Source organism: Streptomyces sp. NPDC055243 (genome assembly GCF_044544025.1).
GTDB lineage: Bacteria > Actinomycetota > Actinomycetes > Streptomycetales > Streptomycetaceae > Streptomyces.
On the sequence record NZ_JBITWR010000024.1, the window covers coordinates 57,994 to 82,666 of the forward strand.

25 protein-coding genes are annotated in these 24,673 nt (G+C 69.6%); 17 read left to right on the forward strand and 8 right to left on the reverse strand.

What is annotated here, in order from left to right; translation table 11 throughout:
* Positions 1 to 5 precede the first annotated feature (5 nt).
* Together ACIGXX_RS40820 and ACIGXX_RS40825 are read left to right on the forward strand one after the other, a co-directional pair.
* The gene (locus ACIGXX_RS40820) at positions 6 to 425 is read left to right on the forward strand and encodes a RidA family protein (protein WP_351170509.1); all 420 of its coding nucleotides are present in this window, start codon (positions 6 to 8) and stop codon (positions 423 to 425) included.
* 129 nt (positions 426 to 554) lie between these two features.
* Positions 555 to 2,045 (forward strand): gluconate:H+ symporter, encoded by a 1,491-nt coding sequence (locus ACIGXX_RS40825; protein WP_351170506.1) that lies wholly within the window; start codon positions 555 to 557, stop codon positions 2,043 to 2,045.
* A 64-nt stretch (positions 2,046 to 2,109) separates the two neighbouring features.
* On the opposite strand, the gene ACIGXX_RS40830 is transcribed toward ACIGXX_RS40825, so the two are convergent.
* Complete coding sequence (locus ACIGXX_RS40830; RefSeq protein WP_351170503.1) at positions 2,110 to 3,456, reverse strand: M14 family metallopeptidase; 1,347 nt, start codon at positions 3,454 to 3,456, stop codon at positions 2,110 to 2,112.
* 148 nt (positions 3,457 to 3,604) lie between these two features.
* Here ACIGXX_RS40830 and ACIGXX_RS40835 point away from each other — a divergent pair, with 148 nt between their 5' ends.
* Positions 3,605 to 4,936 (forward strand): Nramp family divalent metal transporter, encoded by a 1,332-nt coding sequence (locus tag ACIGXX_RS40835; protein ID WP_351170500.1) that lies wholly within the window; start codon positions 3,605 to 3,607, stop codon positions 4,934 to 4,936.
* A gap of 96 nt (positions 4,937 to 5,032) precedes the next feature.
* On the opposite strand, the gene ACIGXX_RS40840 is transcribed toward ACIGXX_RS40835, so the two are convergent.
* Positions 5,033 to 6,076 carry a chitinase gene (locus tag ACIGXX_RS40840; protein ID WP_399983715.1) on the reverse strand — a complete coding sequence of 348 codons (1,044 nt, stop codon included), beginning with the start codon at positions 6,074 to 6,076 and terminating at the stop codon, positions 5,033 to 5,035.
* A gap of 208 nt (positions 6,077 to 6,284) precedes the next feature.
* Between ACIGXX_RS40840 and ACIGXX_RS40845 the strand changes: the two genes are divergently transcribed.
* The 11 genes from ACIGXX_RS40845 (at position 6,285) to ACIGXX_RS40895 (ending at position 16,497) form a co-directional block, all read left to right on the forward strand.
* A complete protein-coding gene (locus ACIGXX_RS40845; protein WP_399983718.1) occupies positions 6,285 to 7,202 on the forward strand; it encodes a hypothetical protein in 918 nt (305 codons plus the stop codon).
* A 102-nt stretch (positions 7,203 to 7,304) separates the two neighbouring features.
* Positions 7,305 to 8,024 carry a Flp pilus assembly protein CpaB gene (cpaB, locus tag ACIGXX_RS40850; protein ID WP_351170494.1) on the forward strand — a complete coding sequence of 240 codons (720 nt, stop codon included), beginning with the start codon at positions 7,305 to 7,307 and terminating at the stop codon, positions 8,022 to 8,024.
* A gap of 547 nt (positions 8,025 to 8,571) precedes the next feature.
* Complete coding sequence (locus tag ACIGXX_RS40855; protein WP_399983722.1) at positions 8,572 to 10,185, forward strand: CpaE family protein; 1,614 nt, start codon at positions 8,572 to 8,574, stop codon at positions 10,183 to 10,185.
* Positions 10,186 to 10,328: 143 nt separating this feature from the next.
* On the forward strand, positions 10,329 to 10,658 hold the full coding sequence (locus ACIGXX_RS40860; protein ID WP_383826398.1) for a TadE/TadG family type IV pilus assembly protein: 330 nt from the start codon (positions 10,329 to 10,331) through the stop codon (positions 10,656 to 10,658).
* Positions 10,659 to 10,668: 10 nt separating this feature from the next.
* The gene (locus ACIGXX_RS40865; RefSeq protein WP_361471515.1) at positions 10,669 to 12,027 is read left to right on the forward strand and encodes a CpaF family protein; all 1,359 of its coding nucleotides are present in this window, start codon (positions 10,669 to 10,671) and stop codon (positions 12,025 to 12,027) included.
* Between the two features lie 34 nt (positions 12,028 to 12,061).
* Positions 12,062 to 13,006, forward strand: coding sequence for a type II secretion system F family protein (locus ACIGXX_RS40870; protein ID WP_361471517.1), 945 nt, complete (start codon positions 12,062 to 12,064; stop codon positions 13,004 to 13,006).
* Between the two features lie 13 nt (positions 13,007 to 13,019).
* Positions 13,020 to 13,910 (forward strand): DUF5936 domain-containing protein, encoded by an 891-nt coding sequence (locus tag ACIGXX_RS40875; RefSeq protein ID WP_351170482.1) that lies wholly within the window; start codon positions 13,020 to 13,022, stop codon positions 13,908 to 13,910.
* A 446-nt stretch (positions 13,911 to 14,356) separates the two neighbouring features.
* Positions 14,357 to 14,575, forward strand: coding sequence for a hypothetical protein (locus ACIGXX_RS40880; RefSeq protein ID WP_399983824.1), 219 nt, complete (start codon positions 14,357 to 14,359; stop codon positions 14,573 to 14,575).
* Positions 14,572 to 15,180, forward strand: a complete 609-nt coding sequence (locus tag ACIGXX_RS40885) for a pilus assembly protein TadG-related protein (protein ID WP_361471546.1) — start codon at positions 14,572 to 14,574, stop codon at positions 15,178 to 15,180. Before ACIGXX_RS40880 ends, ACIGXX_RS40885 begins: the two co-directional genes overlap by 4 nt.
* A 32-nt stretch (positions 15,181 to 15,212) precedes the next feature.
* Positions 15,213 to 15,821, forward strand: coding sequence for a hypothetical protein (locus tag ACIGXX_RS40890; RefSeq protein WP_361471519.1), 609 nt, complete (start codon positions 15,213 to 15,215; stop codon positions 15,819 to 15,821).
* Positions 15,822 to 15,825: 4 nt separating this feature from the next.
* The gene (locus ACIGXX_RS40895) at positions 15,826 to 16,497 is read left to right on the forward strand and encodes an OmpA family protein (protein ID WP_351170470.1); all 672 of its coding nucleotides are present in this window, start codon (positions 15,826 to 15,828) and stop codon (positions 16,495 to 16,497) included.
* A 1,094-nt stretch (positions 16,498 to 17,591) separates the two neighbouring features.
* Here the strand turns inward: ACIGXX_RS40895 and ACIGXX_RS40900 are convergent.
* From ACIGXX_RS40900 to ACIGXX_RS40910, 3 genes are all read right to left on the reverse strand, one after another.
* A complete protein-coding gene (locus ACIGXX_RS40900) occupies positions 17,592 to 18,047 on the reverse strand; it encodes a hypothetical protein (protein WP_399983729.1) in 456 nt (151 codons plus the stop codon).
* On the reverse strand, positions 18,044 to 18,589 hold the full coding sequence (locus tag ACIGXX_RS40905; protein WP_351173054.1) for a hypothetical protein: 546 nt from the start codon (positions 18,587 to 18,589) through the stop codon (positions 18,044 to 18,046). Before ACIGXX_RS40905 ends, ACIGXX_RS40900 begins: the two co-directional genes overlap by 4 nt.
* A gap of 143 nt (positions 18,590 to 18,732) precedes the next feature.
* The gene (locus ACIGXX_RS40910; protein WP_399983733.1) at positions 18,733 to 19,053 is read right to left on the reverse strand and encodes an antibiotic biosynthesis monooxygenase family protein; all 321 of its coding nucleotides are present in this window, start codon (positions 19,051 to 19,053) and stop codon (positions 18,733 to 18,735) included.
* A gap of 215 nt (positions 19,054 to 19,268) precedes the next feature.
* Here ACIGXX_RS40910 and ACIGXX_RS40915 point away from each other — a divergent pair, with 215 nt between their 5' ends.
* On the forward strand, positions 19,269 to 20,024 hold the full coding sequence (locus ACIGXX_RS40915; protein WP_399983736.1) for a class I SAM-dependent methyltransferase: 756 nt from the start codon (positions 19,269 to 19,271) through the stop codon (positions 20,022 to 20,024).
* A gap of 118 nt (positions 20,025 to 20,142) precedes the next feature.
* Here the strand turns inward: ACIGXX_RS40915 and ACIGXX_RS40920 are convergent, their stop codons facing one another.
* Entirely contained in the window at positions 20,143 to 21,417 is a 1,275-nt protein-coding gene (locus tag ACIGXX_RS40920; protein ID WP_399983740.1) for a winged helix DNA-binding domain-containing protein, read from the reverse strand.
* 71 nt (positions 21,418 to 21,488) lie between these two features.
* Here ACIGXX_RS40920 and ACIGXX_RS40925 point away from each other — a divergent pair, with 71 nt between their 5' ends.
* Entirely contained in the window at positions 21,489 to 21,977 is a 489-nt protein-coding gene (locus ACIGXX_RS40925; RefSeq protein WP_399983743.1) for a winged helix-turn-helix transcriptional regulator, read from the forward strand.
* A 313-nt stretch (positions 21,978 to 22,290) separates the two neighbouring features.
* On the opposite strand, the gene ACIGXX_RS40930 is transcribed toward ACIGXX_RS40925, so the two are convergent.
* A complete protein-coding gene (locus ACIGXX_RS40930) occupies positions 22,291 to 22,629 on the reverse strand; it encodes a DUF192 domain-containing protein (protein ID WP_399983746.1) in 339 nt (112 codons plus the stop codon).
* A gap of 344 nt (positions 22,630 to 22,973) precedes the next feature.
* On the opposite strand from ACIGXX_RS40930, the gene ACIGXX_RS40935 reads away from it, so the two are divergent.
* Entirely contained in the window at positions 22,974 to 23,441 is a 468-nt protein-coding gene (locus ACIGXX_RS40935; protein WP_351173072.1) for a hypothetical protein, read from the forward strand.
* 98 nt (positions 23,442 to 23,539) lie between these two features.
* On the opposite strand, the gene mgrA is transcribed toward ACIGXX_RS40935, so the two are convergent.
* On the reverse strand, positions 23,540 to 24,577 hold the full coding sequence (gene mgrA / locus ACIGXX_RS40940; protein WP_351173075.1) for an L-glyceraldehyde 3-phosphate reductase: 1,038 nt from the start codon (positions 24,575 to 24,577) through the stop codon (positions 23,540 to 23,542).
* Between the last annotated feature and the right edge of the window lie 96 nt (positions 24,578 to 24,673).

A 24,673-nucleotide genomic window follows, 5' to 3' on the forward strand; every position in this document is an offset into this window, starting at 1 on the left:
GACCGATGACCGAGAACACCGTAAAAACAGCGCTCACCCCGGCCACCCACACCACCCCGCCCGCGAAGTTCTCCCACGGCGTCAAGAAGGGCAACATCCTTCAGGTCGCCGGTCAGGTCGGCTTCCTGCCCGCCGAGGAGGGCAAGGCCCCCACCCCCGCGGGCCCCACCCTGCGCGAGCAGACCCTCCAGACCTTCGCCAACGTCAAGGCGATCCTCGAAGAGGGCGGCGCGACCTGGGACGACGTGATGATGATGCGCGTCTACCTCACGGACGTGGACCACTTCGCCGAGATGAACGAGATCTACAACGCCTACTTCGAGGAGCAGGGTCTCAAGGCCCCCGCCTCGGCCCGCACCACGGTCTACGTGGGCCTGCCCAAGGGGCTGCTCATCGAGATCGACGCGCTCGCCGTCCTGAGCTGACGCAGCCCGTCCCCTGAACCACCCCCCGCAAGCCGCAAGTCGTCACGGCGCGGTGCCCAACTCCCCCCTTCGGGCGCCGCGCCGTGATCCCCCCTGCCCCGAAAGCCCCATGCACTTACGAGGTCAAAGATGTCCCCGTCCCCCTTCGCCGCGCTCGCGGCCGCCGCCCCCGCCGAGGCACCACCTCACACGGGCGGAATCCTCACCCTGATCGACGGCACCGCCGGTCTGCTGACCGTCGCCGCGCTCGGCATCGTGCTTCTCCTCTTCCTGATCATCAAGATCAGGCTGCAGCCCTTCGTGGCGCTGCTCGCGGTCTCCATAGTCGTCGGCCTCTCGGCCGGCCTCTCCGTCACCGAACTCTTCGGCACGGTGCAGAAGTCCGACGCGGTCTCCGTCATCGAGTCCGGCATGGGCGGCATCCTCGGCCATGTGGCGATCATCATCGGCCTCGGCACGATGCTCGGCGCGATCCTCGAGGTCTCGGGCGGCGCGGAGGTGCTGGCATCGCGCCTCCTCGGTCTCTTCGGTGAGAAGCGGGCGCCCCTCGCGATGGGCCTCACGGGCCTGATCTTCGGCATCCCGGTCTTCTTCGACGTCGGCATCTTCGTGCTCGCGCCGATCGTGTACGCCGCCGCCAAGCGCAGCGGCAAGTCGATCCTCCTCTACTGCCTGCCCCTGCTCGCGGGCCTGTCGATGACCCATGCGTTCCTGCCCCCGCACCCGGGCCCGGTGGCCGCGGCCGGTCTGCTGAAGGTGGACCTCGGCTGGGTCATCCTGATGGGCATCGTCTGCGGCATCCCGGCCGTCATCGCCGCCTGGGTCTACTCGGCCTGGATCGGCAAGCGCATCTTCGTGCCCGTCCCGCAGGACATGGTCGAGGCCGCCGAAGAGGCGAAGGCGGCGGTCGTCGCCGAGCAGCGCGCGGCAGGCGTCGAGCCGCGCGAGAAGCCGGTGCCGCTTGGCATGGTGTTCGCGATCATCGGAACGCCGCTGTTCCTGATCCTCCTCGCGACCTTCTCGTCGATCGCCTTCGACCCCTCGACCCTCCGCTCGGTGATCGAGTTCTTCGGCAGCCCCTTCGTCGCCCTGACGATCGCCCTGCTGATGGCGTACTACCTGCTCGGCATCCGCCGCGGCTGGTCGCGCAAGTCCCTCGAAACGGTGTCGACCTCCTCCCTGAAGCCGGTCGGCAACATCCTCCTGGTGGTCGGCGCCGGCGGCATCTTCGGCGCGGTCCTCAAGGCGAGCGGCGTGGCCAAGGCCCTCTCGGACACCTTCCAGGACGTCGGCCTGCCGATCATCGTCCTCGCCTACCTGCTCTCCCTGGTCCTGCGCGTCGCCCAGGGCTCGGCGACGGTGGCGATCGTGACGACGGCGGGCATCGTGGCCCCCCTCCTCGCCGAGGGCGACCACTCGCAGGCGTTCGTCGCCCTGGTCATCATGGCGATCTCGGCTGGCTCGATCTTCGCCTCGCACGTCAACGACGGCGGCTTCTGGATGGTGGCGAAGTACTTCGGCATCTCGGAGCGGGACACGCTCAAGACGTGGACGGTCCTGGAGTCGGTGCTCTCCCTGGCCGGCTTCGCGGTCGCGGCCGTGGTGAGCCTGTTCGTCTAGCGGGCTTGTACGTTCATGGGGGCGCCCGGCGGATCGCCGGGCGCCCCTTGTCCGTCGTGCGGGCTCAACCCGTGCAGTACTGCTGCTCCTTGCCGATGGACCGGTACATGCAGTCCGAGTTCTCCATGAGCTGGAGCACCGCGTCCCTGTTGCGGTTCGTCTCCCGCTCGATCACCTCGTCGGGCGGGTAGAAGCCGCCGCCGCCCGCGGACGACGGGTACATCTCGAAGGTGTAGCTGAAGATCTTCTGGTTGCCCCACAGCCAGTCGTTGATCGACCCGTCCGTGATGTAGAGGTCACTGGACTGCTGCGGCGTGTAGCCGTTGCTCGCGGCCATCTTCCGGCCGATGGCGGCGTGCGCGTCGCGGTCGTCCTGGGTGAGGCCGGGGCCCGTGTCGCTGTACGTGTAGCCGTAGGGCCACAGGACCAGTTCGCTGTACGTGTGGAAGTCGATGGAGGCCTTGATCTGCTGCTTGCCGCCGACGATGCGGCTGCGCACGAAGTTGGAGACGACCTTCACCTCGGGCGCCGACTCGGCGCTCGGACCGCGGTAGGTCTCGGAGCCCGTGGAGCCGGACGAGCCGCCGCAGCAGCCCCACCGGTAGGCCCAGTTGCGGTTCATGTCGGTGCCGACGTTCGACGAACCGCTGTTGGGCTGGCGGTTCTTGCGCCAGCTGCGGTAGGAGCCGGTCGCGATGTCGTACTCGCCGCCGTCCGGGTTCAGGTCCGGCACGATCCAGATCTCGCGCTCGTCGACCATCTTCTTGATGCGCGCGTCCGTGCCGTAGTCGTCGCCGAGTTCGCGCAGCAGGTAGAGCGCCATCTCGACGGTCAAGTGCTCGCGGGCGTGCTGGTGGTGGGTGAAGAGGACCTCGGGCTCGGCCTCGTCGGTGCCCACGTTGTCGCTGATCTTGATGGCGACGATGTCCCGGCCCGAGTAGGACTTGCCGATGACCCTCTTGCTCATCAGGGTCGGATGGGCCGCGATGCGCTGGTCGATCTCCGCGTTCATCTCCGCGTAGTTGTGGTACCTCGCGTCGGCGGGCGGGAAGTCCTTGGCCTCCACCGGTTCGCCGTTCGTACGCTTCGGGGGTCCGGCCAGGGCCTTGAGCTCGTAGCCCGCCGCCCGGAGCTTCGCCGCCTCGCGGCCGTCGGCCGAGACGACCACCGCGCGGGCGTCGACCTCGTCGATGGCGACGCCGGTGCGGGCGAGCGCGGTGCGCGCCCCCTTGTCGTCGCCGAGGGGGATCTCGTACTGGCGCGTTTCCTCGTCGGCCGCGGCCGCGGCTGCGGCGCGCGCGGTCCGGTCGGTGCTGTCCGGTGAGGCATTGGCGGTGATGGGCGCCGCCACGGCGAGGGCGAGAAGGACCGCGAGGGCAGCGGATCTTCTGCCGCGTATGCGAAGTCGCATGAAGTCTCCTGGGGGTGGGGGGGTGGTTCAGTGCGACGCGTGCGGTGCGGGTTGCGCGGCCCCATCGTCGGGGCATGGCATGCTCCGGTCAACGCTGTCTTCGGCCAACCCCTTGTGCCACGAGCCGCCATGCGGTTTCTTGATCGGCATGGCTGAAACGACAGGCAGCGACGCTGCCACGGGAGATGCGGCTCCCCAGCCCCGCAAGTCCAGCTGGAAATACATCGGCCCCGGCATCGTCGTCGCCGCGACCGGCGTCGGCGCGGGTGACCTCGTCGCGACGCTCATCGCGGGCAGCAACTTCGGCTACACCCTGCTCTGGGCCGCCGTGATCGGCTGCGTCGTCAAGATCTCGCTCGCCGAGGCGGCCGGGCGCTGGCACCTGGCGACCGGACGCACCCTCTTCGACGGCTGGGCCAGCCTCGGCCGCTGGACGACGTGGTTCTTCGTCGTCTACGTGGTGATCTGGGGGTACGTCTACGGGGCCGCGGCCATGTCGTCGTCGGGACTCCCGCTCCAGGCCCTCTTCCCGGACGTCATGGAGCTCAAGTGGTGGGGGATGCTCACCGGCATCGTCGGCCTGGTCTTCGTCTGGTTCAACAAGTACGCCGTCTTCGAGAAGGTCATGACGGTGCTCGTCGGCATCATGTTCGTCGTCACCGTCTATCTCGCCATCCGCGTCACCCCGCACCTCGGCGACGCCTTCGCGGGCCTGCTGCCGGTGCTGCCCGACGAGAAGGACTCCATCCTCAACACGCTCGGCCTGATCGGCGGTGTCGGCGGCACCATCACCCTGGCCGCCTACGGCTACTGGGTCAACGCGAAGGGCTGGACGAACACGAGCTGGATGAAGGTGATGCGGCTCGACAACCGCGTCGCGTACATCACCACCGGCATCTTCGTCGTCTCCATGCTCTTCGTCGGCGCCGAGCTGCTGCACTCCGCGAACGTCGCGATCGCCAGCGGTGACCAGGGCCTGGTGCAGCTCTCCGGCATCCTGGAGAAGGAGTACGGCGACGCCACCGCCAAGCTGTTCCTGATCGGCTTCTTCGCCACGTCCTTCACCTCGCTGATCGGCGTCTGGCACGGCGTGAGCCTGATGTTCGCCGACTTCGTGGAGCGCTATCGCAAGCAGCGGGCGGGCGCCGACTCGAAGGCACTGACCGGCGAGGAGGTGGCCTCGGGGGCGCGCGAGAAGTCGGTGCCCTTCCGCGCGTACCTGCTGTGGCTGACCTTCCCGCCGATGATCCTGCTCTTCCAGGGGCAGCCGTTCCGCCTCATCATCCTCTACGGCGTGCTCGGCGCCGCCTTCATGCCGTTCCTGGCGCTGACCCTGGTCTGGCTGCTCAACTCCGCCCGTACGCCCAGTGAATGGCGCAACGGCTGGCTCAGCAACGGCATGCTGGCGATCGCCGGCCTGCTGTTCCTGGTCCTGTGCGTCAAGCAGATCACGGACCAGGACTGGAGCAGCTTCTTCTAGCGGACCGGACACGCAGGCCGCAGCGCCGCCGGGGGAGCGGCGGCGCTGCAGGTGTGAGGGGTGGCTACCCGGCCGGTGTGAGCCGGGTGCCGCCGGTTACGGCAGGCCGTGCACGTGCGCGCCCACCGCCTTGGACCAGGAACTGCCGTCCGCAGCGTCCCAGTTCGTCGACCAGGTCATCGCGCCCCGGATGTCGGGGTACGTCTTGGCCGGCTTGAAGGAGCCGCAGCCGGTGCCCTTCGCCAGGCAGTCCAGGGCCTGGTTCACGACGGACGGCGAGACGTAGCCGCCGCCCGCGGCCTTCGCCGACGCCGGGACGCCTATGCCGACCTGCGACGGGGCGAGGCCGCCCTCCAGCTGGATGCAGGCGAGCGCGGTGAGGAAGTCGACCGAGCCCTGGCTGTAGACCTTGCCGTCACAGCCCAGCATCGAACCGCTGTTGTAGTACTGCATGTTGACGACCGTGAGGATGTCCTTCACGGCGAGCGCCGTCTTGAAGTACTCGTTCGACGTTGACTGCATGTCGATCGTCTGCGGCGCCATGGTCAGCACGAACCCCGAACCGGCCTTCCCGGCAAGGGACTTCAACGCCTGGGACATATACGTCGAGTCGAGCCCGTTCTCCAGGTCGATGTCGACGCCGTCGAAGCCGTACTCCTGCATGAGCTTGTACGCCGAGTCCGCGAAGGCGGTCGCGGACGCGGAGTCGTTCACCGACACCGCGCCCTTCTCGCCGCCGACCGAGAGGATCACGGACTTCCCCGCCGTCTGCTTCGCCTTGATGTCGGCCTTGAACTGGTCGACGGTGTACCCGCCGAGCCCGGCCGAGTCGAGGTTGAACGCCAGCTCGCCCGGCGTGCCGGTCGCGTCCGCGAACGAGACCGCGATGATGTCGTACTCGTCCTGTACGTCGCCCAGCTTCTGGACCGTGGCGCCGTTGTCGAAGTTCTGCCAGTAGCCGGTGACCGCGTGCTCGGGCACCGCGCGGGTGTCGGCGTCGGCGCTGTCGGCGCCGCCGGTGAGCAGGCCGGTGAGCGCCAGGGCGAGTGCCGTTGTCAGACCGATGACGGGCCCTGCCTTCCTGCGTGTCCTGCCACGTGCGTGATCCACTTCTGCCTCCGGTGGGGGGAGTTGGGGCATGCGGAGAGCTCTCGCTTGGGGGGTGCGACCTGGTCCAGTGGTCGTACAAGTTGGTCCAGACCAATTCAGTTGTCAAGACCTCTGACATCCCCCGGACCCCGGCAGTCCGGCCAACCTCAATGTGAACAGTGGGAAGTTGGGTGTTGAGGTGGCGCTGACCTGGATATGGTGCTGAGGCAGAAGTGCACGAAGACCGGGGGGTGTACGCATGCCGACCGCCATAGCCGTCACCGGACCCGACCTGGTGCTGCCGTCGCCCGACCGGCACACCCCGTCGGCGGCCGTCCTCCAGAGCGCCGTCCAGTCACCGCGGACGTACTCCCTGGACCAGGCGCTCACCGAGATGCACACCCTCATCGAGCACCACGGCTATGTGATCGTCCTCTGCCCGGCGTCGGCGCCGCCCGCCGTCGTCCAGCGCATGTACGCGATCCGCTCCATCCTGGAGAGCGACCGCATCGCGATCCTCCGCCCCGACCTGCCGCCGCTCGGCCTCGCCGTCCTGGCGCTCCAGCTCCGCCAGCTGTCGATCTGCGACTTCAGCCCCGGCGTGCTCGCGTCGGCGGCCCGCCTCCTCTCCCACTACATCTACGCGGGCGCGCTGCTCGGCTCGGTGGCCAAGCTCGATCGGGTCCCTGTCACCCTCCAGTCGCACGCCAAGTCATGGGTGCCGGGCGCGCAGTTCGCCGTCCTCGCGACGCCGCGACCCGAGCTGATCAAGGTGACGGGGGAGGCGACGCTCCCCGGCCCTGGATTCGGCACGAAGCTGCTGTACGCCACCGGGCAGCTGACGTCCGACTGGGTCACCGAGACGCTCGCTCCCGCGTGGCGCACCCAGGGGGTGGCTCAGGCGCGCCTGCCGGGGGAGTCCGCGCGGTGGTGGGCGACGGGCAAGCTGGTCGAGTTCGCCGCGGCGATCCCCGACATCTCCGTGCTCTACCAACTGGTGGCGTCCGTCCGGCGGGACGACTGCCACTGGTGCGGCCTCGAACTCATCGGCGACCGCTGCGGCTTCTGCGCCGCGCCGCTGCCGCCGCCCCCCGATCGCCCGGCGCCGGCCTCCACCGGCCGTGCTCCCGCCGGTCGCGCCTCCGCCGTACGCGCGCTGCCGCGAGGCGCGACGTAGGACCGGGCCCCACCGCGTACGACCCGTATGACCCCGAACCGAACGCGCACGACACCGCTCACTGTCCGTAGCCATCCGCACTCGATCGAGGTACTCCGGTCCATGAACTCACGCCAGCGCCGCGGCGTCATCCTGCTGGTCCTGTCGGTCCTGGCCGCGTTCGGCGCGTTCGCGGGAGTGCTCTCGGTGATCCGGGACGTGAACTCGAAGGTGGGGCCCGAGGTGGCCGCGTACAAGCTCAAGGGGGACATCGCCCCCTACAAGGAGCTGAGCGCCGACCAGTTCGAGAAGGTGGAGATGCCGGAGCGGTGGCTCTCGAAGAACGCGGTCACCGATCTGCGCCAGGTCCGCGGGAAGATCGCGGTGACGGAGCTGCGGAAGGGCTCGCTGCTCCAGACGGACATGATCGTGAACCGGCCCGAACTGGAGCCGGGGCAGCAGGAGATCGCCATCATGATCGACGCGGCGACGGGCGTCGCGGGCAAGATCACGCCGGGCTCGACGGTGAACATCTACGCCACCTTCAAGGGCGAGACCGACAACGCCAAGGACCAGTCGAAGGTCATCGTCGAGTCCGCGAAGGTGATCGACGTCGGCAAGCTGACCGCCCTCGACCCGGACCAGGACGACCGCGCGGGCAGCAGCCGGCGTACGGCGACGGAGGCGGTGCCGATCACGTTCGCCCTGGACACGGCGGACGCGCAGCGCGTGGCGTACGCGGAGTCGTTCGCCACGCACGTCCGCCTGGCCCTGGTGGGCCAGGGCGGGGAGAGCGCCATCCCGCGGGGCGACCGGACGTACACACTCGACGAGGACAAGTAGGGGGCCTGCGGATGTGCTGCACGTCTGAACCGCCGCTTCTCGCTCCCGCTGCGGGCAGCTGTAGTAGGCCGCCGCTGCGCGGCGGATCGCTCGATCCGGTGGGTGCATGTTCTGAGCCGCCGCTGCGGGGCGGATCTCTCCCGCCCACCCACCCGTTCGCCCCGCGGTGCGGGGTGGGGCGGGAGGTGCTCTTGGGCTGGTCGCCGACGCGGGGCAATCGGGCGGGTGGGCGGGAATTGCCTGTTCGCCGACGCCCGCTGCGGGCTGCCGACGCACGGAACGCCCACTCCGCCGCAGGCGCGCCGCGCCCGCTGCGGGCTGCCGACGCATGGAACGTCCACTCCGCCGCAGGCGCGCCGCGCCCGCTGCGGGACGCCGACGCACGGAACGTCCACTCCGCCGCAGGCGCGCCGCGCCCCCTGCGGGCTGCCGATGCACGGAGCGCCCACTCCGCCGCAGGCGCGCCGCGCCCCCTGCGGGCTGCCGATGCACGGAACGCCCACCCCGCCGCCCGCGGCACCGCCCCCCTGCCGGGAGGCGATCGCGCATGACGACCCGCATCCTGCCCGCCGTAGGGGACATGGACGCAGCCCGCGCGCTCTCGACGCTCGTCGGGCAGTTGCCGGACGCCGAACCCGCCCTTCCCGTCGCCGACTCCACCGCGCTGCTCGACACCCTGGCGCGCCTCGCCGCCGAGTCCATCGACGAGCTGCCCGAAGTCGTCCTCATCCATGAGCGCATCGGGCCCGTCCCCGCCCTCGACCTGATCCGCGACCTCGTCCTGCGCTTCCCGGCGGTCGGCGTCGTCCTCATCACCGCCGACACCAGCCCCGCCCTCCTCACCGCCGCGATGGACTCCGGCGCGCGCGGCATCGTCGGCTTCCCGCTCGCCTACGACGCCCTCGCCGAGCGCGTGCACGCGGCGGCGGCATGGTCCGCCGGGATGCGCAGGCACCTGGGCAGCGCGGGCATCGAGCTCTACGCCGGGACGGGGGAGACCCCCGGCGGCGGGCACGTCGTCGCGGTGAGCGGGGCCAAGGGAGGCGTGGGGACCACCCTCGCCACCGTCCAACTCGCCCTCGCCGCCCGCGCCTCCGGCCGCAGCGTCGCCCTCCTCGACCTGGACCTGCAGTCCGGGGACGTCTCCTCCTACCTGGACGTCCAGTTCCGCCGCTCCATCGCCGACCTCGCGGCGATCACCGACATCACGCCCCGCGTACTCCAGGACGCCGTCTACACCCACGAGACCGGCATCGGCCTCCTCCTCGCCCCCGGCGAGGGCGAGCGCGGCGAGGAGATCACCGACCGGGTGGCCCGCCAGACGCTCGGCGCCCTGCGCAGCCGCTACGACATCGTGCTCGTCGACTGCGGGACGTACGTCACAGGGGCGAGCGCCGCAGCCATCGAACTCGCCGACCAGGCGCTCCTCCTCGTCACCCCGGACGTCGTCTCCGTACGCGCCGCCAAGCGCATGGTGCGCCTGTGGGACCGCCTCCAGATCCGCAAGGCCGAGGAGACGCTGACGGTCGTCAACCGCAACGGCAAGGGCGCGGAGATCCAGCCCTCCCTGGTGGAGAGGGTGACGGGGACCCGGGTGGCCCGCACCACCGTGCCCGCCAACTTCAAGGAGCTTCAGGGCGCCGTCGACGCGGGCCGCATGCAGGACCTGGACAGCAAGTCGACGGTGAAGCAGGCCCTGTGGGCGCTCGCGGGCGAGCTGGGCCTGGTCGACCCGGAGGCGGCCGGGGCGAGCAAGCGGGGCGGCGCGCTGACGCTCCGGAAGCGGGTCGGCGGCGACCGGGGCGCGGTCACCCTGGAGTTCGCCGGGATGTTCCCGCTGCTGCTCGCCGTGATGGGCCTCCTGTGGCAGTGCGCGCTGTACGGCTACACGTTCTCCCTCGCGGGAAACGCCGCCGACGAGGCGGCGCGGGCCGCGACGGCCGCGTACGCGGTGGGCGAGGGCGGCGCGGCGGCGTGCGAGGCCGCGGCCAAAGAGCATCTGCCATCGGCGTGGCAGGGCGCGGAGGTGTCCTGCACGGACGACGGGGCGGTGTGGAAGGCCCACGTGGACGCGGACGTCCCGCTCTTCTTCCCCGGGATCGACGCGGGGTGGAGCGTGAGCGGGGAGGCGGGCGCGGCGAAGGAGGGTGAGGACCAGTGACAGGGCTGACGGTCCAGCCCGCGACGGACGGCGCGCGTCGGTTCCGGCGAAGGAACCCTCGCCGGAGCGACCGCCGGAGCGACCGCTGGAGCGACCGCTGGAGCGTCCGCTGGAACCGCCGCCGGGACGACCGCGGCGTATCCATGCTCGAATTCGCCGGCTTCCTCCCCGTCCTGCTCCTCATCGGTCTCGCCGCCATCCAGCTCGGCCTCGTCGGCTACGCCGTCAACCAAGCCGGTTCCGGCGCCCGCGCGGCAGCGCGCGTCGCATCCCAGGGGGAGGGCGGCGAAGCCGCGGGCCTGGCGGCGATGGACGGCAGCCTCGACGCCCAGGTCGCCCTCAGCGGGGGCGGCGACACGACGACGGCGGAGGTCACCGTCCAAGTCCCCACGCTCCTGCCGTTCGTGGACGCCGGCTGGTCCGTCACGAAGTCGGCCACCATGCCCAACGACGAAGACGAAGACGGGAGCTGAGAGAGAAAAGATGAGCCTCCGCGACCGCATAGCGACCCCGCACGACCACGGCGAGGGCAGCGGACCCAGCCGCGACGACAGCCTCGTGGCCGTCTACCGCGCCAAGCTCCTGGAAGAGATCGACCTCGCCGAGATGTCGTCCCTCACGACGGCGGACCGCCGCGTGCGCCTCGAACGCGTCATGGGCCACATCATCAGCCGCGAGGGCCCCGTCCTGTCGACCTCGGAGCGCTCCCAGCTCATCCGCCGCGTGGTGGACGAGGCCCTGGGACTCGGCGTACTCGAACCGCTCCTCGCCGACGCCTCCATCACGGAGATCATGGTCAACGGCCCCGACTCGATCTTCGTCGAGCGCGCGGGCCGCGTCGAACAGCTCCCCCTGCGCTTCGCGTCGAACGACCAGCTCATGCAGACGATCGAGCGCATCGTCTCCACGGTCAACCGCCGCGTGGACGAGTCGAACCCGATGGTCGACGCGCGCCTGCCCACCGGCGAGCGCGTGAACGTGATCATTCCACCCCTGGCCCTCACCGGCGCGACCCTCACGATCCGCCGCTTCCCCCGCGCGTACACGCTGCACGAGCTCATCGGCCTGGGCTCGCTCGACGAGCACATGCTGCTCCTGCTCTCCGCCTTCGTGCGCGCCCGCTTCAACATCATCGTCTCCGGCGGCACGGGCTCCGGAAAGACGACCCTGCTCAACGCCCTCTCCGGCCTGCTCCCCTCCCACGAACGCATCATCACCATCGAGGACTCGGCCGAGCTCCAGCTCCAGCAGGACCACGTGATCCGCCTCGAATCCCGCCCCGCGAACGTCGAGGGCAAGGGACAGATCACCATCCGCGACCTGGTCCGCAACAGCCTCCGCATGCGCCCGGACCGCATCATCGTCGGTGAGGTCCGAGGCGGCGAGACGCTCGACATGCTCCAGGCGATGTCGACGGGCCACGACGGCTCCCTCGCCACGGTCCACGCGAACACGGCGGAGGACGCCCTGATGCGCCTGCAGACCCTGGGCTCGATGTCCGAGGTCCAGATCCCCTTCGAGGCGCTGAAGGACCAGATCAACTCGGCGGTGGACGTGGTCGTCCAGCTGGCCCGGCACGCGGACGGCTCCCGAAAGATCGCCGAGATCGTCCTGCTCGTCTCGCACGGCCGCGAACAGTTCCGCATCGCCCCGGTGACCCGCTTCGTCCCGCGCCAGCCGGGCGGCAACGGCCTGGACCGCCGCGTGCACGGCTACTTCGAGCACCTGCCGCTGCCGCGCTCCGTCGCCGAACGGCTGTACGTCGCGGGCGAGCCGGTGCCGCCCGGCTTCGGCGTGGCCCAGGCCATAGACGTACTGAACACACGAGAGGCGATCGGATGAGCACGAGGGCGCGTACGAGAGAGGCCACGGGCTGATGGAGAACCAGGCCGCGCTGCTGGCCCTCGGCGCCACCATCCTGACCGGCACGCTCGCCGTCGCCGGAGTCCACGCGTACGCGTCGGGGCGCGCCCAGCGCCAGGCACTGGTCGACCGCCTGTCGATCGGCCCCGGCACGGCCGACACCGGCGGCAGGGGCCGCCGCTTCTCGGCCGTGGACCGCCGCCTGCGCCGCACGCGCCTGGGCCGCTCCATCCACCTGCGCCTCTCGGCGACGGGCCTGGACCTGACGGCGGGCGAGTTCTTCGTCTACGTCGTGGCGGTCGTCGCCGCGCTCTGGCTGATGGCGGCGGCGACGCTGGCCCCGTTCTTCGGCCCGATCGCGGGCATCGTGGCGGTCTGGAGCGCGGTCGTCTTCCTCAACTGGCAACGCCAGAAGCGCATCGAGGCCTTCATCAACCAACTCCCGGACGTGGCACGCATCCTGGCGAACGCGACGGCAGCAGGCCTGGCCCTACGAACATCACTGGCAATGGCGGCGGAAGAACTGGAAGCCCCAGCTGGCGAGGAACTCTCCATGGTGGCGGACCAGTTGTCCCTGGGCCGCTCGATCGACGACACCCTGGGCGAGCTCGCGGAGCGCCTCCCGTCCCGAGAGCTGATAGTGCTGGTCACCACCCTGATCCTCTCCAACAAGGCGGGCGGCTCGGTGGTGAATTCGCTCCGGAACCTCACCCAGACCCTGGAGGACCGCAAGGAGACCCGCCGCGAGGTCCGCACGATGCTGTCGGAGGTCCACGCGACGGCGTTCACGGTCCCGCTCCTGGGCCTTGGCTCCCTGCTCCTCATCAACTCTTCCAATGAGGGAGCACTGGCGAGGGTGACGGGTTCACCGGTGGGCCAGACGCTGATCCTGATCGCCCTTGGCCTGTACGCGGTGGGCTTCTTCGTGATCAGACGTCTCGGCAAGATCGAAGTGTGAGGGGGGAGTTACGTTGCTGGCACTGGCTCTGGCAGTGGTGATGGGACTCGCCGTGGCGGGCGCCTGCCAAGGCGTGCGCATGTACCGCGCGGAGGCGAAGCTCCCCACGGACCTGGCGATCGCCCTGGAGATCGGCGCCACCCGCGTCTCGACGGCGGGCTCGGCGGTGGACCGCCTCGGCATGCGCTTCGCCCCCCTCGTCCTGCGCCTGATGGGCCCGAAGCGGGTGGACGCCAAGCGCCGCAAGATCGACATGGCGGGCAACCCCGGCGGCCTGACGATCGACCGCTACGCGGCCCGCCGGGCGGTCTACGGCGCATTCGGCCTGGTGATGGGCCTGGTCTTCCTCACCAACGGCTCATCGCTCTTCGGCCTCCTCACCTTCGCCTTCGGCGTGACGGCGGCGGACGCACTGATCTGGCAGGCGATACGGGAACGCCGCGAGGTCATCGACCGCACACTGCCGGACTTCCTGGACGTACTGGCGGTGGTGGTCTCGGCGGGCCTCGGCTTCCGCCAGGCGCTCGACCGCGTGGCGGAACGCTACGAGGGCCCCTGGGCGGACGAACTGCGCATAACGCTCCGCCAGATGGACATGGGCGTGAGCCGCCGCCAGGCGTTCGACGAACTGCGCCGCAGGAACGCCTCGGAGCAGGTCTCGCAGTTCGTCTCGGCGCTCCAGCAGGGCGAGGAACTGGGCTCGCCCATCGCGGACACGCTCATCCAGCTGGCCACGGACATGCGGCGCACGGACGCGCAGAACTCCCGCCGCAGGGCGGCCAAGACGATCCCCAAGGCAACGATGGTGACGCTGGTCTTCATGCTTCCGGCCACGATGATCCTGATCGCGGCGGGCATGTTCCTGGGCTCGGGTTCGGACTTCGGCTCGATTCTGGGGAAGTGAGGGTGACGATGAACGGTGCGGTGGGCTCCGCCCCGGAAGCCGGTATCAAGCCAGTAATCGAAACCTCTTCGCGGCTGCAACCAAATATGGGACAGTCGCCCCGAGAGCAGGAAGGGCACACAGCCCCCGGAGGCGCCCCCCGCCGGGGCCTGCCACCCCAACTGGCCTTTGCAAAAGACGTGTTCACGGTATTCGCGGGAGGGGAAGTCGTGGAACGCATCGAGTCGCCCACGGTCCGGTCACGAACCTCCGACGCACGCCCCCGGGGTGCGTGATGACCTCACCGCCGGGGAAGGGAACTCGCCAACTTGCGAGTCTCAAACGGCATTGGTTGCGGAGAGTGGCTGATGGGTCACATGATCTCGCGTACGTTGCCTATGACGACAGCGACGTCGGAATTGGCTGCGCCAGCGGTACGTGTACTGGGTGGGAGAGAAGGGGCCGTCGTGCTGAAAGATCACGTACTCAGAGTCTGGGTCGACTGGACCGTAACCGTGACTTCCCGGGTTCGGGGGAGGGAGCGGGATGCGGGGGCTGGGTTTGTGGAGTATGCGGGGCTGATGATTTTGATCGCGGGGATCTTCGTTCTCATCGACGGCTTGGGGCTCGACGGTCAGATCTCCGGTGCGATTCAAGACGCGGTGTCGGACGTAATCGGCGGCTGAGGCGCGGCCGCCTCCTCGATGACACAGGGCAGACTCTCCCCATCTACATCTGGATGACGGGGATTCTGCTCTTTGTTGCGTTCGCGTTCTTCGCGTTCGCTCAAGCTGCGTCCGCACGGAATGGCGCCCAGTCCGCTGCTGATGCTGCGGCGCTGGCGGCTGCCCAGGACGCCAGAGACGAACTCGTCGATGGGCTGGGGGCGTCCATCGGTGAGGGTGACGACTGGCTCGACTGGCTGGCCGGCGACAAATTCGAGGGTGTCGGCGCCGAAGCTGCGGCGGACGCGCTGGCTGCGGAAAATGACTCGGCCGTCGAGCAGGTCGGGACGACTGAAGTAAATGGCTACCCGGGCTTCAGGGTGAAGATCGAGACCAACTACACCGTCGGAGACTCGATCATTCCGGGCACGGAGAACCAGCACGCCACGGCTGAGGCCACCGCGATCATTAAGCCGCGCTGCGATGTTGCTCCCTCGGCCGACCCAGAGAAGGCCGTGGAATTCAATTGCGACGGCGGCGACTCTTTCGAGATCGATCCGGACGACTTCGAGCTGGATGATCTTCCGGATGCATCCGTTCTCTTCTCTGTCCACCTGGCTGACTGATGAGTGGCCGACGAAAGAAGGAAGCTGTACCGATGAACATTCGGCGCACCACAAAGACCCGCAGGGCAATGACCGCTGTGGCGATCACTACTGGGCTGGTCCTCACGGTCGCCGGCTGCGGTGGCGGGGGCGGCGACAGTGATGACAAGTCAGAGAAGGACGCTTCGACACCTGCGGCGACCAAGAACGATGGGGGTGACGAGAAGAAGGACGAAGAGCCCCAGGCCCCGGCAACAGACAAGGTGTTGGCGGAGGTGAAGGGGGAGGAGAACATCACGTTGACGGTCTCGTCCGCCGTCCGCGACGGGGGTGGCTTCGTTACGGTCTCGGGCAAGGTGACGAACAGCGGGGGCAAGTTCTGGGCTGCTGCCAACTGGCGTGGCGAGGAGCGGGAGCTGAACAAGAACGGTTCATCGGTGGCGGGGGCGAACCTGATCGACAACGCAGGGAAGAAGAAGTACCTCGTTCTGCGCGACACCGAGGGACGGTGCTTGTGCACCAAGTTCACGGGCGGTGTGAAGCCCGGCCAAACCGCCGACTGGTACGCCCAGTTCCCGGCGCCGCCGGAAGGCACCGCCAAGGTCGACTTCCAGGTGGGTGCCATGCCCCCCGCCTCCATCGAGATCTCCGAGGGTGAGTGACGCCATGTCCCACCCCCGACCACGCCCCCGAACCCTCGCCACGGCAACGGCCGCCACCCTCACGGCCCTGGTCCTCCTGACAGGCACCCCCGCCTTCGCGGACGACGAAGACCCCAGCGCACCCCCCGGCAGCACGACCACCACCCCGCCCCAGGAGGTCGACTCCAACAGCCCCGGACTGAAGCTGGCCGACGGAGCGACCCTGGCCCCGGCGAAGGTCCTGGACATCAAGTCCGTGGTCGAAGACCTCGGTGGCGAGGAGCGCCGTGAGGACACGAACACGGACGTGAAGTTCGCGCTGCAGGCGGAGGTGCTGTTCCCCAAGGACAGCCCCAAGCTGAACCCGGAGGCGAACGCGCGGATCAAGGCGATCGCCGAAGAGGCCAAGGCTCAAAAGGCCACGAACGTCCGGGTGTTCGGCTTCACGGACGACCTCGGCTCGTACAGCCACGGCAAGAAGCTGTCCCGCGAACGCGCCGAGGCCGTACACGACAAGATGGCCGCCTATCTGGGCCCCGAGGTCACCTACTCCGTACGCGGATACAGCGAGGACTACCCGATCGCGGACAACGGCTCCGAGGAGGGCCGCAAGAAGAACCGCCGAGTCGAGGTCTCCTTCCCCCGGGGCTCGGGCGGGGCGGACACGGGAACAGCGCCCTCCGGGAGCCAGGACTGACCGGTGTCTCCCAGACAGCCCACCCGACCCGAAGACTCAGCCTCTCCCTCAGCAGCATCGGCGCCACGGCACTGCTGATGACCGCATGCGGCAGCAGCACGCATGAGCCCTCCGCCGCGCCCACCGAGTTCCGGGGCGGGCAAGCGGGAACGATGTGCTTCTGGCCAGGCACCGCACCGCCGCCGAGCCGGACGTCCGCAGGCTGCCCGGAGCAGCCTTCGCCCAGCCCCCTGCCCACGGTGACCATGGCCCCGGAGAAGGACGCGAAGTGGGGTTGGCTCAACCCCAGTTGCTCGCCGGACAAGCGGGGCAGGACGGGCGTGACCCGCCACGGGCCGCGGCTGTGGTGCGAGGAGACCAAGGACCGGTGGCGCTGGACCTGGCACAGCCCTCCCGAGGCGAAGGAGCCCTGCGTGGACGAGGGCGCCTGGCGCCTCCAGGACACCATCCGCTCCTATCGTCTGCCGAGACGGAACCTGGCGAGCGGAGAGGCCGAAGGACTGGCGCACCCCGTCCCCGACAGACTGGCCCAGCCAGGGCCCCGGCAAGATCCCCAACCCAAGGGGACTCGCACCCGACGCGGTTCCCGGCCACTGACCGGACGCTGCCAGAGTCCCGGCACCTTCCTTCTCCCGAGAGGGCGCATGGCACAACACGCGCGCCCCCTCCCTGCCAGAACACAACTTTGCAGAGTAGGTGCGCCACCCGCCGGTCCGGTGGTCAGCCGCTTGACGAGACCGGCACCGATCCCCGGGGCGACCGCGCACCACACACCCTTGCGGCCACCCCAGAAGATCCGGTCCGCACCCGGCAGTGAGACCCCACGGCCCTGCGGGAGTGGTCGAGAGTCCCGCCCCTCGGGCCGTCCGGTCGTCTTCCCTCGCGCGGTGGAGGGACGGGTGTCAAGGGTGGAGCGCAGCGCAATCGGCGCAGCCGACGCGACGCAGGAGCGCCCTTGACTCCCGTCCCGTAACCGCCAACCTCGGGACAACCGGGCGGCCCCGGCACCCAGCAAGGCCGCAGGCCCCCCGAAGCTCCGCCGGCCGGGGGGGGGAGAGAGAGGGCCCAGCCCCCAGCCCCCGGCCGACAAGCTGCTACTTCCCGCACTCCCCCAAGTACCGATCGAAGACCCCATCCTTGGCCTTCCGCGCAACGGCATCCGTATACCCATCCGCCCGCAGCACACCGGCCGCCAGATGGGTGTCGTCCTCAAGGTTCTTCGTATCGGCGCACGCCACCACCACGATCCAATCGGCGTGCGTCCCCTTGTCCTTGGCGGTGCCGTACGTCGCCTCGGCGCCGGTGACCGGCTTGGACAGGTCGTACGACACCATCGACGAGGCGGCCGGCAGCCCTCCCTCAACCTGGGCCACGGTCTGCCCGACGAACGAGGAGACCGGCACATGACCGGTCTCGCCCGAGCCACCGCCGACACCGCCACCGCCGGCACCGCCGGCACCGCACCCGCTCAGCAGTACGGCGACGACCCCGGCGAAAAGCACGGCGACGCCCCGCGCGGCACGCGCATCAGCATCAGAAGAGCCACTCACTTGACCTTGCAACTCACCTTCGCGGGCGCCGGGTTGAAGGCATGCTTCCACCCGCTCGTGCCGGCCTTGTAGTCGAGAGGCGTCGTGATGTGCTTCTCGATCTTGTACTTGTACCGGGTGCCGATCGGGTAGGCGACGAGCGAGTGGCCCTTCTTCACCGGCGAGCTGCACGTCACGGCGACGGACTGGGTCTTGGCCTGGCTGATGTTCAGGCTGCCCGCGACGGCGCCGCGGCTGAGACCGAACCCCGCGTCGATGGTGCGCGTCGCCGACGCCGTCTTGTTGATCATGCAGGTCATGCCCTGGGTCTGGGCCGTGCAGCGGGCGATCTCGTCCTTGCTGTTCGTGTAGTTGCTCTGCTTCGACTTGTTGATGAGCTTGCTGTACTTGCCGACCGCACCCCTGGTCGAAACGCCGGACTTCGCGGTGGGCGAGGCCTCTTCGTTTGCGGGTGCGGCGTTCGCGTGGGCGGCGGTGGCCACCAGCGTGGCGGACAGGGCGAGTACGGCTCCGGCGATGCGAGTCGTCGAGCTAAGGCGCATGCGTTCCCCCATGTTCAATCTTGGTCGCCAAAGATCGTACTCGACGACTCAGCGACTCTGACCTGCGCATTCATGAGGGCGGCAACAGAGAGGGAACGGCTGCGGGAGCCCGCGCCGGCGCACCGCCGACGCGGGCGCGCGCGTCAGGGGAACGTGACGATGGTGTCGTACAGCCCCGGGTTCGCCGTCACCGGAGTCTCCTTCGAGTCCCGCGCGGCGTTCGCCCGGTTCGCGAACGCGGGGTCGGCCCCGGCCGCCTCCCACGCCTCCCGGCTCTCCCAGTGGGACACGTTCACGAGCTGGAAGCGCCCGTCGGCGGCCTGGGCCCGATGCAGCCGGGTGTCGATGAAGCCCGGCTTCTCGCTCATGATCGCGGCCCGCTGCTCCCACTTCTCGGCGAAGGCGTCGACGTCCTCGGGGGCGATCTCGAAGATGTTGATGAAGGTGACGTTCTCGGTAGCCATGATCGGACCCTAGGGGTGCCCTAATTAAGCCGAGATAAGCGGGAGTTGCCCAGATGCAAGGAGCCAGACGCAAGGAGTCAGACGCAAGGAGTCAGACGCAAGGAGACAGACGCAAGGAGTCAGACGCAAGGAAGCAGAGAGACCCCTCGCCGTGAAGCCCGCCTCTCCGCAGAAATGGGCGTGAGCCCCGGCCCACGCGATGCGAAGATCACTGCATGAGCAGTTTCGACGCACTTGTGGCGGAAGCGGAGTCGGCCCCGACCGAGGGCTGGGACTTCTCCTGGTTCGAGGGGAGGGCCACCGAGGAGCGGCCCTCCTGGCGGTACGCCCACGCCATGGGGGAGAGGTTGGGGCACGCCACCGCCTCCCTCGACATCCAGACCGGCGGCGGCGAAGTCCTCGCATCCGCGCCCGCGCTGCCCCCGCTCGCCGTCGCCACGGAGGGGTGGCCGCCGAACGTCGCCAAGGCCACCGCTCTGCTGCATCCGCGCGGCGCGGTGGTCGTGGCCTCGCCGGAGGACGCGCCGCTGCCGTTCGCGGCGGAGGCGTTCGACCTGGTCACCAGCCGGCATCCGGTGAAGGCACACTTCGACGAGATCGCCCGCGTGCTGCGCCCCGGCGGGACCTACTTCGCCCAGCATGTGGGCCCCGCCAGCGTCTTCGAGGTCGTCGAGTACTTCCTCGGGCGCCAGCCCGACGCGGTACGGAACGGCCGCCACCCCGACGGCGAGCGGGCCGAGGCGGAGGCGGCGGGCCTGGAGATCGTCGGCCTGCGGTCCGAACGGCTCCGGATCGAGTTCCACGACATCGGGGCAGTCGTCCACTTCCTGCGCAAGGTGGTGTGGATGGTGCCGGACTTCTCGGTGGAGAGGTATCGCCCACAGCTGCGGGAGCTGCACGAGCAGATCGAAGCGGAGGGCCCGTTCGTGGCGCACAGCACGCGGCATCTCTTCGACGCCCGTAAGCGCTGAGGCTGGCCTCGCCCCCTGACTCCCCCTGACTCCCCTCCTGACTCGCCCCCCTGACGAGACATCCCGGGGCCGGGCGGACCCAGTTCCCCCCTACGCGTGTCGCCCTACGTGTGTCCCCCTACGCGTGGGCGCCCACACTCACCGGCCCCACCACCAACTCCGCCTGCCCCTCCAACACTTCCCCCACCCGCTCGACCTGCCCCTCCAACTCCCGCCGCTGGCCCGCGGTCAAACGCCCCAGCGGTTCCACCGTGACCGTCACCCGGCGCCCCGAGCGCCGCTGGTGCCAGACCCCGGCCACGACCCCGTCGATCAGGAGCACGGGGAAGTTGCCGGCCTGGCCCCCGGCCAGCGCCCGCTCGTAGGCCCGACCGGGGAAGAGCCGCTCGCGCGGGTGCGAGGCAATCACGTACGCGTCGAAGTACGGCAGCAACCGCACACCGCGCAGGCCCTGCACATCCCCCACACCCTGCACATCCCGCACGCCCTGCAAGTCCCGTCCACCCCGCACGCCCCGCACATCCCGCCCACCCTGCGCGCCCCGCACACCCCCCGCCGCCTCCCGCGGAAACTCCGTGTCGCCCGCGACCACCCACACCGGAGACACCCCGTCCATCTCCACCGCCTCGATCTCCCCCTCGGAAGCCATCGACGCGAAGACATTCCCCGCCCAACCACCCGGCGCCGCCGCCCACTTGGCGAACTCGCGCGGCGTCGCGGGCCCGTACGCGTACAAGAAGCGCCGCACCAGAGCCGCCGTAGCCTCCTCCGCGGCCACCGGCGCCCCGAAGTCCGGCGGGCGCGTGTACGTCACCTTGCGTCCCCGGTTCGGTCCGAAGCACAGCACCCCCCGGTGGCCCGCCACATGCATGACCGCGCGCCAGCGCGGCCACATCCCCTGGAAGGCCGGCATCACCAGCTCGCCCGCCCAGGGCCCCGTACGCGCCACCACCTCCTCGCCGAGCTCGTCGACGGTCAGCCGGGCCCCGTCAAGGGCGTCGCCGATCGCGGCCACGATCTCGTCCGTCTGGGACGGAGTCAGGCGATCGCCCGCCTTGAAGGGGCTCGGGACACCCGGGATCGCGGATAACGCACCCGTCCAGAGGGGGAGTCGCGCCGTCGGCAGGAAGTGGATCGTGCCGCGCGGTCCGTACGTCTTGACCAGGCTCGGCTCATCGCCCCACAGCGCGTCGCGTACGTCCTGCCGGGTCGCCCCGTCCATCCGCAGCCCCACCGACAGCTCGGCGGCGGACAGCACCTGCGCCTGCGCGGCGAGCATCGCGTCGACCACCTCGCCGGGGCCAGCCTCGCCCGGCTTGGCCGGACTCAGCAGGAACTGCCGCTCCATGCGCCGGGCGTTGGCGGCGCTCCACGAAATAGCGGCGAGGGTCATCAGTGTTCCCCTTCAGTACTGTCGATCCAGTAAGTGGCTCTGCGAGTTCAGCGGATCAAGAGGAGTGGACCATGCCGAAGAGCGGCACGGAGGGCAATTCGGAGAGCGGCAAGGAGACCAAGACGCTGTACGCGTGCGGCCTCGACGCCGCCGTGGACGTCGTCGGCGGCAAGTGGAAGCCGATGATCCTCTGGGCGCTGTACGCGGGCACGACGCTGCGCTTCGGCGAGCTCCGGCGGCACATCACCGGCATCAGCGAGAAGGTGCTGATCCAGCAGCTGCGCGAGCTGGAGTCCGACGGCATCGTGCACCGCGAGGTGTACCGCGAGGTCCCGCCGAAGGTCGAGTACTCGCTGACCCCCCTCGGCCAGTCCCTGAACGAGGCGCTGATCCCGCTCGGCGTGTGGGGCGACGAGCACATGCAGCAGCTGGTGGCCAACCGGGACTGCGACAAGGTCGGCACGCGGGGCGGCGGCCGCCAGGATCGCCTGGACGAGAGCAAGGGCGAGGGCAAGGGCGACGGCAAGGACGAGAGCAAGGGCGACGGCAAAGCCGCCTGACGCGGAAACGGCACGGAAGGTTGCCTCGCACGCCGATCGTTAACCAAGTGATCCCGAAACAGGTGGCGTTGATTCCGCATCGTTATCGGGACCGGCTCGATCTGAGCCCCGGAATCACGTAAGTTCAGACCAAGGCGAATTCGCGTGAGCAAAGCCACGTGTGCGGTGCCGCGCGGCGGAGGGGGCTGCGCGGCTCCGCGCGCCCTCATCTCCCGGCGAACATCTCGCGGCGGACGTTCCCCGACGAACCTCCCGGCGGACGTTCCCCGACGAACCTTCCGGCGGACATTCCCCGGCGGACATCTCCCGGCGATCAGTCGCCGCCGGACCGCACCTCGACCCGCGTACCCCGGCGCACGCCCCACCGGGCCATCGCCCCGGCCTCCGCCTCCAGGACGTGCCGGGCCCGCAGCCGGGGCCGCCCGATCCGCCAGGGCCGCATCGTCCGCACGGACAGCACCCGCAGCTCCCGGTCCAGATACGCCACGTCCACGGCGAACCGCATCCGCACCGTGTGCACACTGCTCGCCGGGGTCAGCAGCAGCGCCCCGCTCACCCCGTCCCGCCCGAGCAGCCCGCGCCGCCGCGCACCGGCGGAGTCCGCGATCTCCAGGGGGAGTGGCTGTCCGGTCGGGAGCAGAAGCGTCGCCATGCGAGCCGAAGCTAGCGGCCCGCACGCCCGCCGCGTCAAGCGCGTGCCCCACCCCTGTCCCTCCTATGGGCTATCGCCAGGAGGGGCCTGAATCTGCCGACGGGGCCGAAATCCGGTGGGAGAACGGGGTCACGGAGTTGTCGGCCGATTTCGGAGAGTAGTTGTGGCACGCCGATGCGCGCGACTTCCCTCACGAAGGGTTATGGTGGAAACCCCCCCTCGGGCCGGTCCGTCTCCCCCCCACGGACCGGCCCGATTTTTTGTGCCCGGACGCCGGAGCCCGTACCGCCCGCGCCGCAGGCCGCCCGATCACGGAGTCAGAGCCTCCGACTATGGTCAGGGACATGTCGAACCAGTTCCCCCCGCCGTACGAGAACCCGCAGGCAGGCCTGCCCACTTACACGGGTCCCGCGCATGACCCTGCGTACGGGTACGGACCGGTCCCGCCGCAGACGATGCCGGGCGGCGTCCGCGCCGCACAGGTGATCATCTGGGTGCTCTCCGGGATGTGCCTGCTCGGCTCCGTCATCGCCGGCGCGATGTACGGGCCCCAGGCCGCGGGCGCGGTCCTCGGGGCCAACTTCCTCCTGATACCGCTGTGCGTCCTGGCCTTCCGCTTCGACCTGCCCGGTCACGGAAAGCGTGTGGCCTCGATCGTGCTCAGCAGCGTGCAGATCCTGGTCGGGCTCGGCGCCCTCGGCCGGAACGCGGGGCCGGGAGCCCTCCTCCTGGTCGGCTGCTCGATCGCGCTCGTGATCCTGCTCAGCCAGGGTGCCGCGGGCGCCTGGTTCAAGCGCCCGCGGACCTTCTAGACGTACCTCGACCGGACGTACCTCGACTGGACGTACCTCGACCAGGCGTACCCCGACTGGGTGTACCCGACTGGACGTACCCCGAGAAAGGGGAGCCGTCAGCCGCGACCGGCCCAGATGTTGGTGCCGGGCGTGGAGACCGCGTACGTGTCGATCTCGGTCAGCTCCGCGTCCGTGAGCTTCGGACCGGCCAGCGCCGCCACGTTCTCCTCCAGCTGCTTCACGCTGGAGGCGCCGATGAGCGCGGAGGTCATCCGCTCGTCGCGCAGGACCCAGTTGAGCGCCAGTTGCGCGAGCGACTGGTCGCGGCGGGCCGCGATGTCGTTCAGGCCGTTGAGCCGGCGCACGACCTCGTCGCTCAGGAGGTCGGGGTCGAGCGACTTGCCCTGCGTGGCACGCGAACCCTCCGGGATGCCCTTGAGGTACTTGTTCGTGAGCAGGCCCTGCGCCAGCGGCACGAAGGAGATGCAGCCCATCCCCGCGTCCTCGAGGGTGTCGAGCAGGCCGTCGTCCTCGGTCCAGCGGTTGATCATCGAGTACGAGGGCTGGTGGATGAGGGCGGGAACGCCCATCTCCCGCAGCAGCCGCGCCGCTTCGGCGGTCTGCTCGCTGTTGTAGGAGGAGACACCCACGTACAGCGCCTTGCCCTGCCGCACGGCGGACGCGAGCGCGCCCATCGTCTCCTCGAGCGGGGTCTCCGGGTCGAAGCGGTGCGAGTAGAAGATGTCGACGTAGTCGACGCCCATCCGCTTCAGCGACGCGTCCAGGGACGACATCAGGTACTTGCGCGAACCCCACTCGCCGTACGGGCCGGGGTGCATGAGGTAGCCCGCCTTGGTCGAAATAACCAATTCATCGCGGTACGGGGCGAAGTCCTGGGCGAAGAGCTTGCCGAAGTTGAGCTCGGCCGAACCGGCGGGCGGTCCGTAGTTGTTCGCCAGGTCGAAGTGCGTGACGCCCAGGTCGAAGGCGCGGCGCAGGATCGCGCGCTGGCTCTCGAGGGACTTGTCGTCACCGAAGTTGTGCCACAGGCCCAGCGAGACGGCGGGCAGCTTCAGGCCGCTGCGGCCCGTGCGCCGGTACTCCATGGTGCTGTAACGGTCCGTTGCCGCTCGGTACAGAGACGTGTCGTTCATGGGTACGAAGCTACTTCAGCCGGGGATCTTCCGGGGCCCGGCGCCGGATCACCCGAGGGCGGAGGCACGCCCTCACAGCGGTAGGCTTTCGCCTTC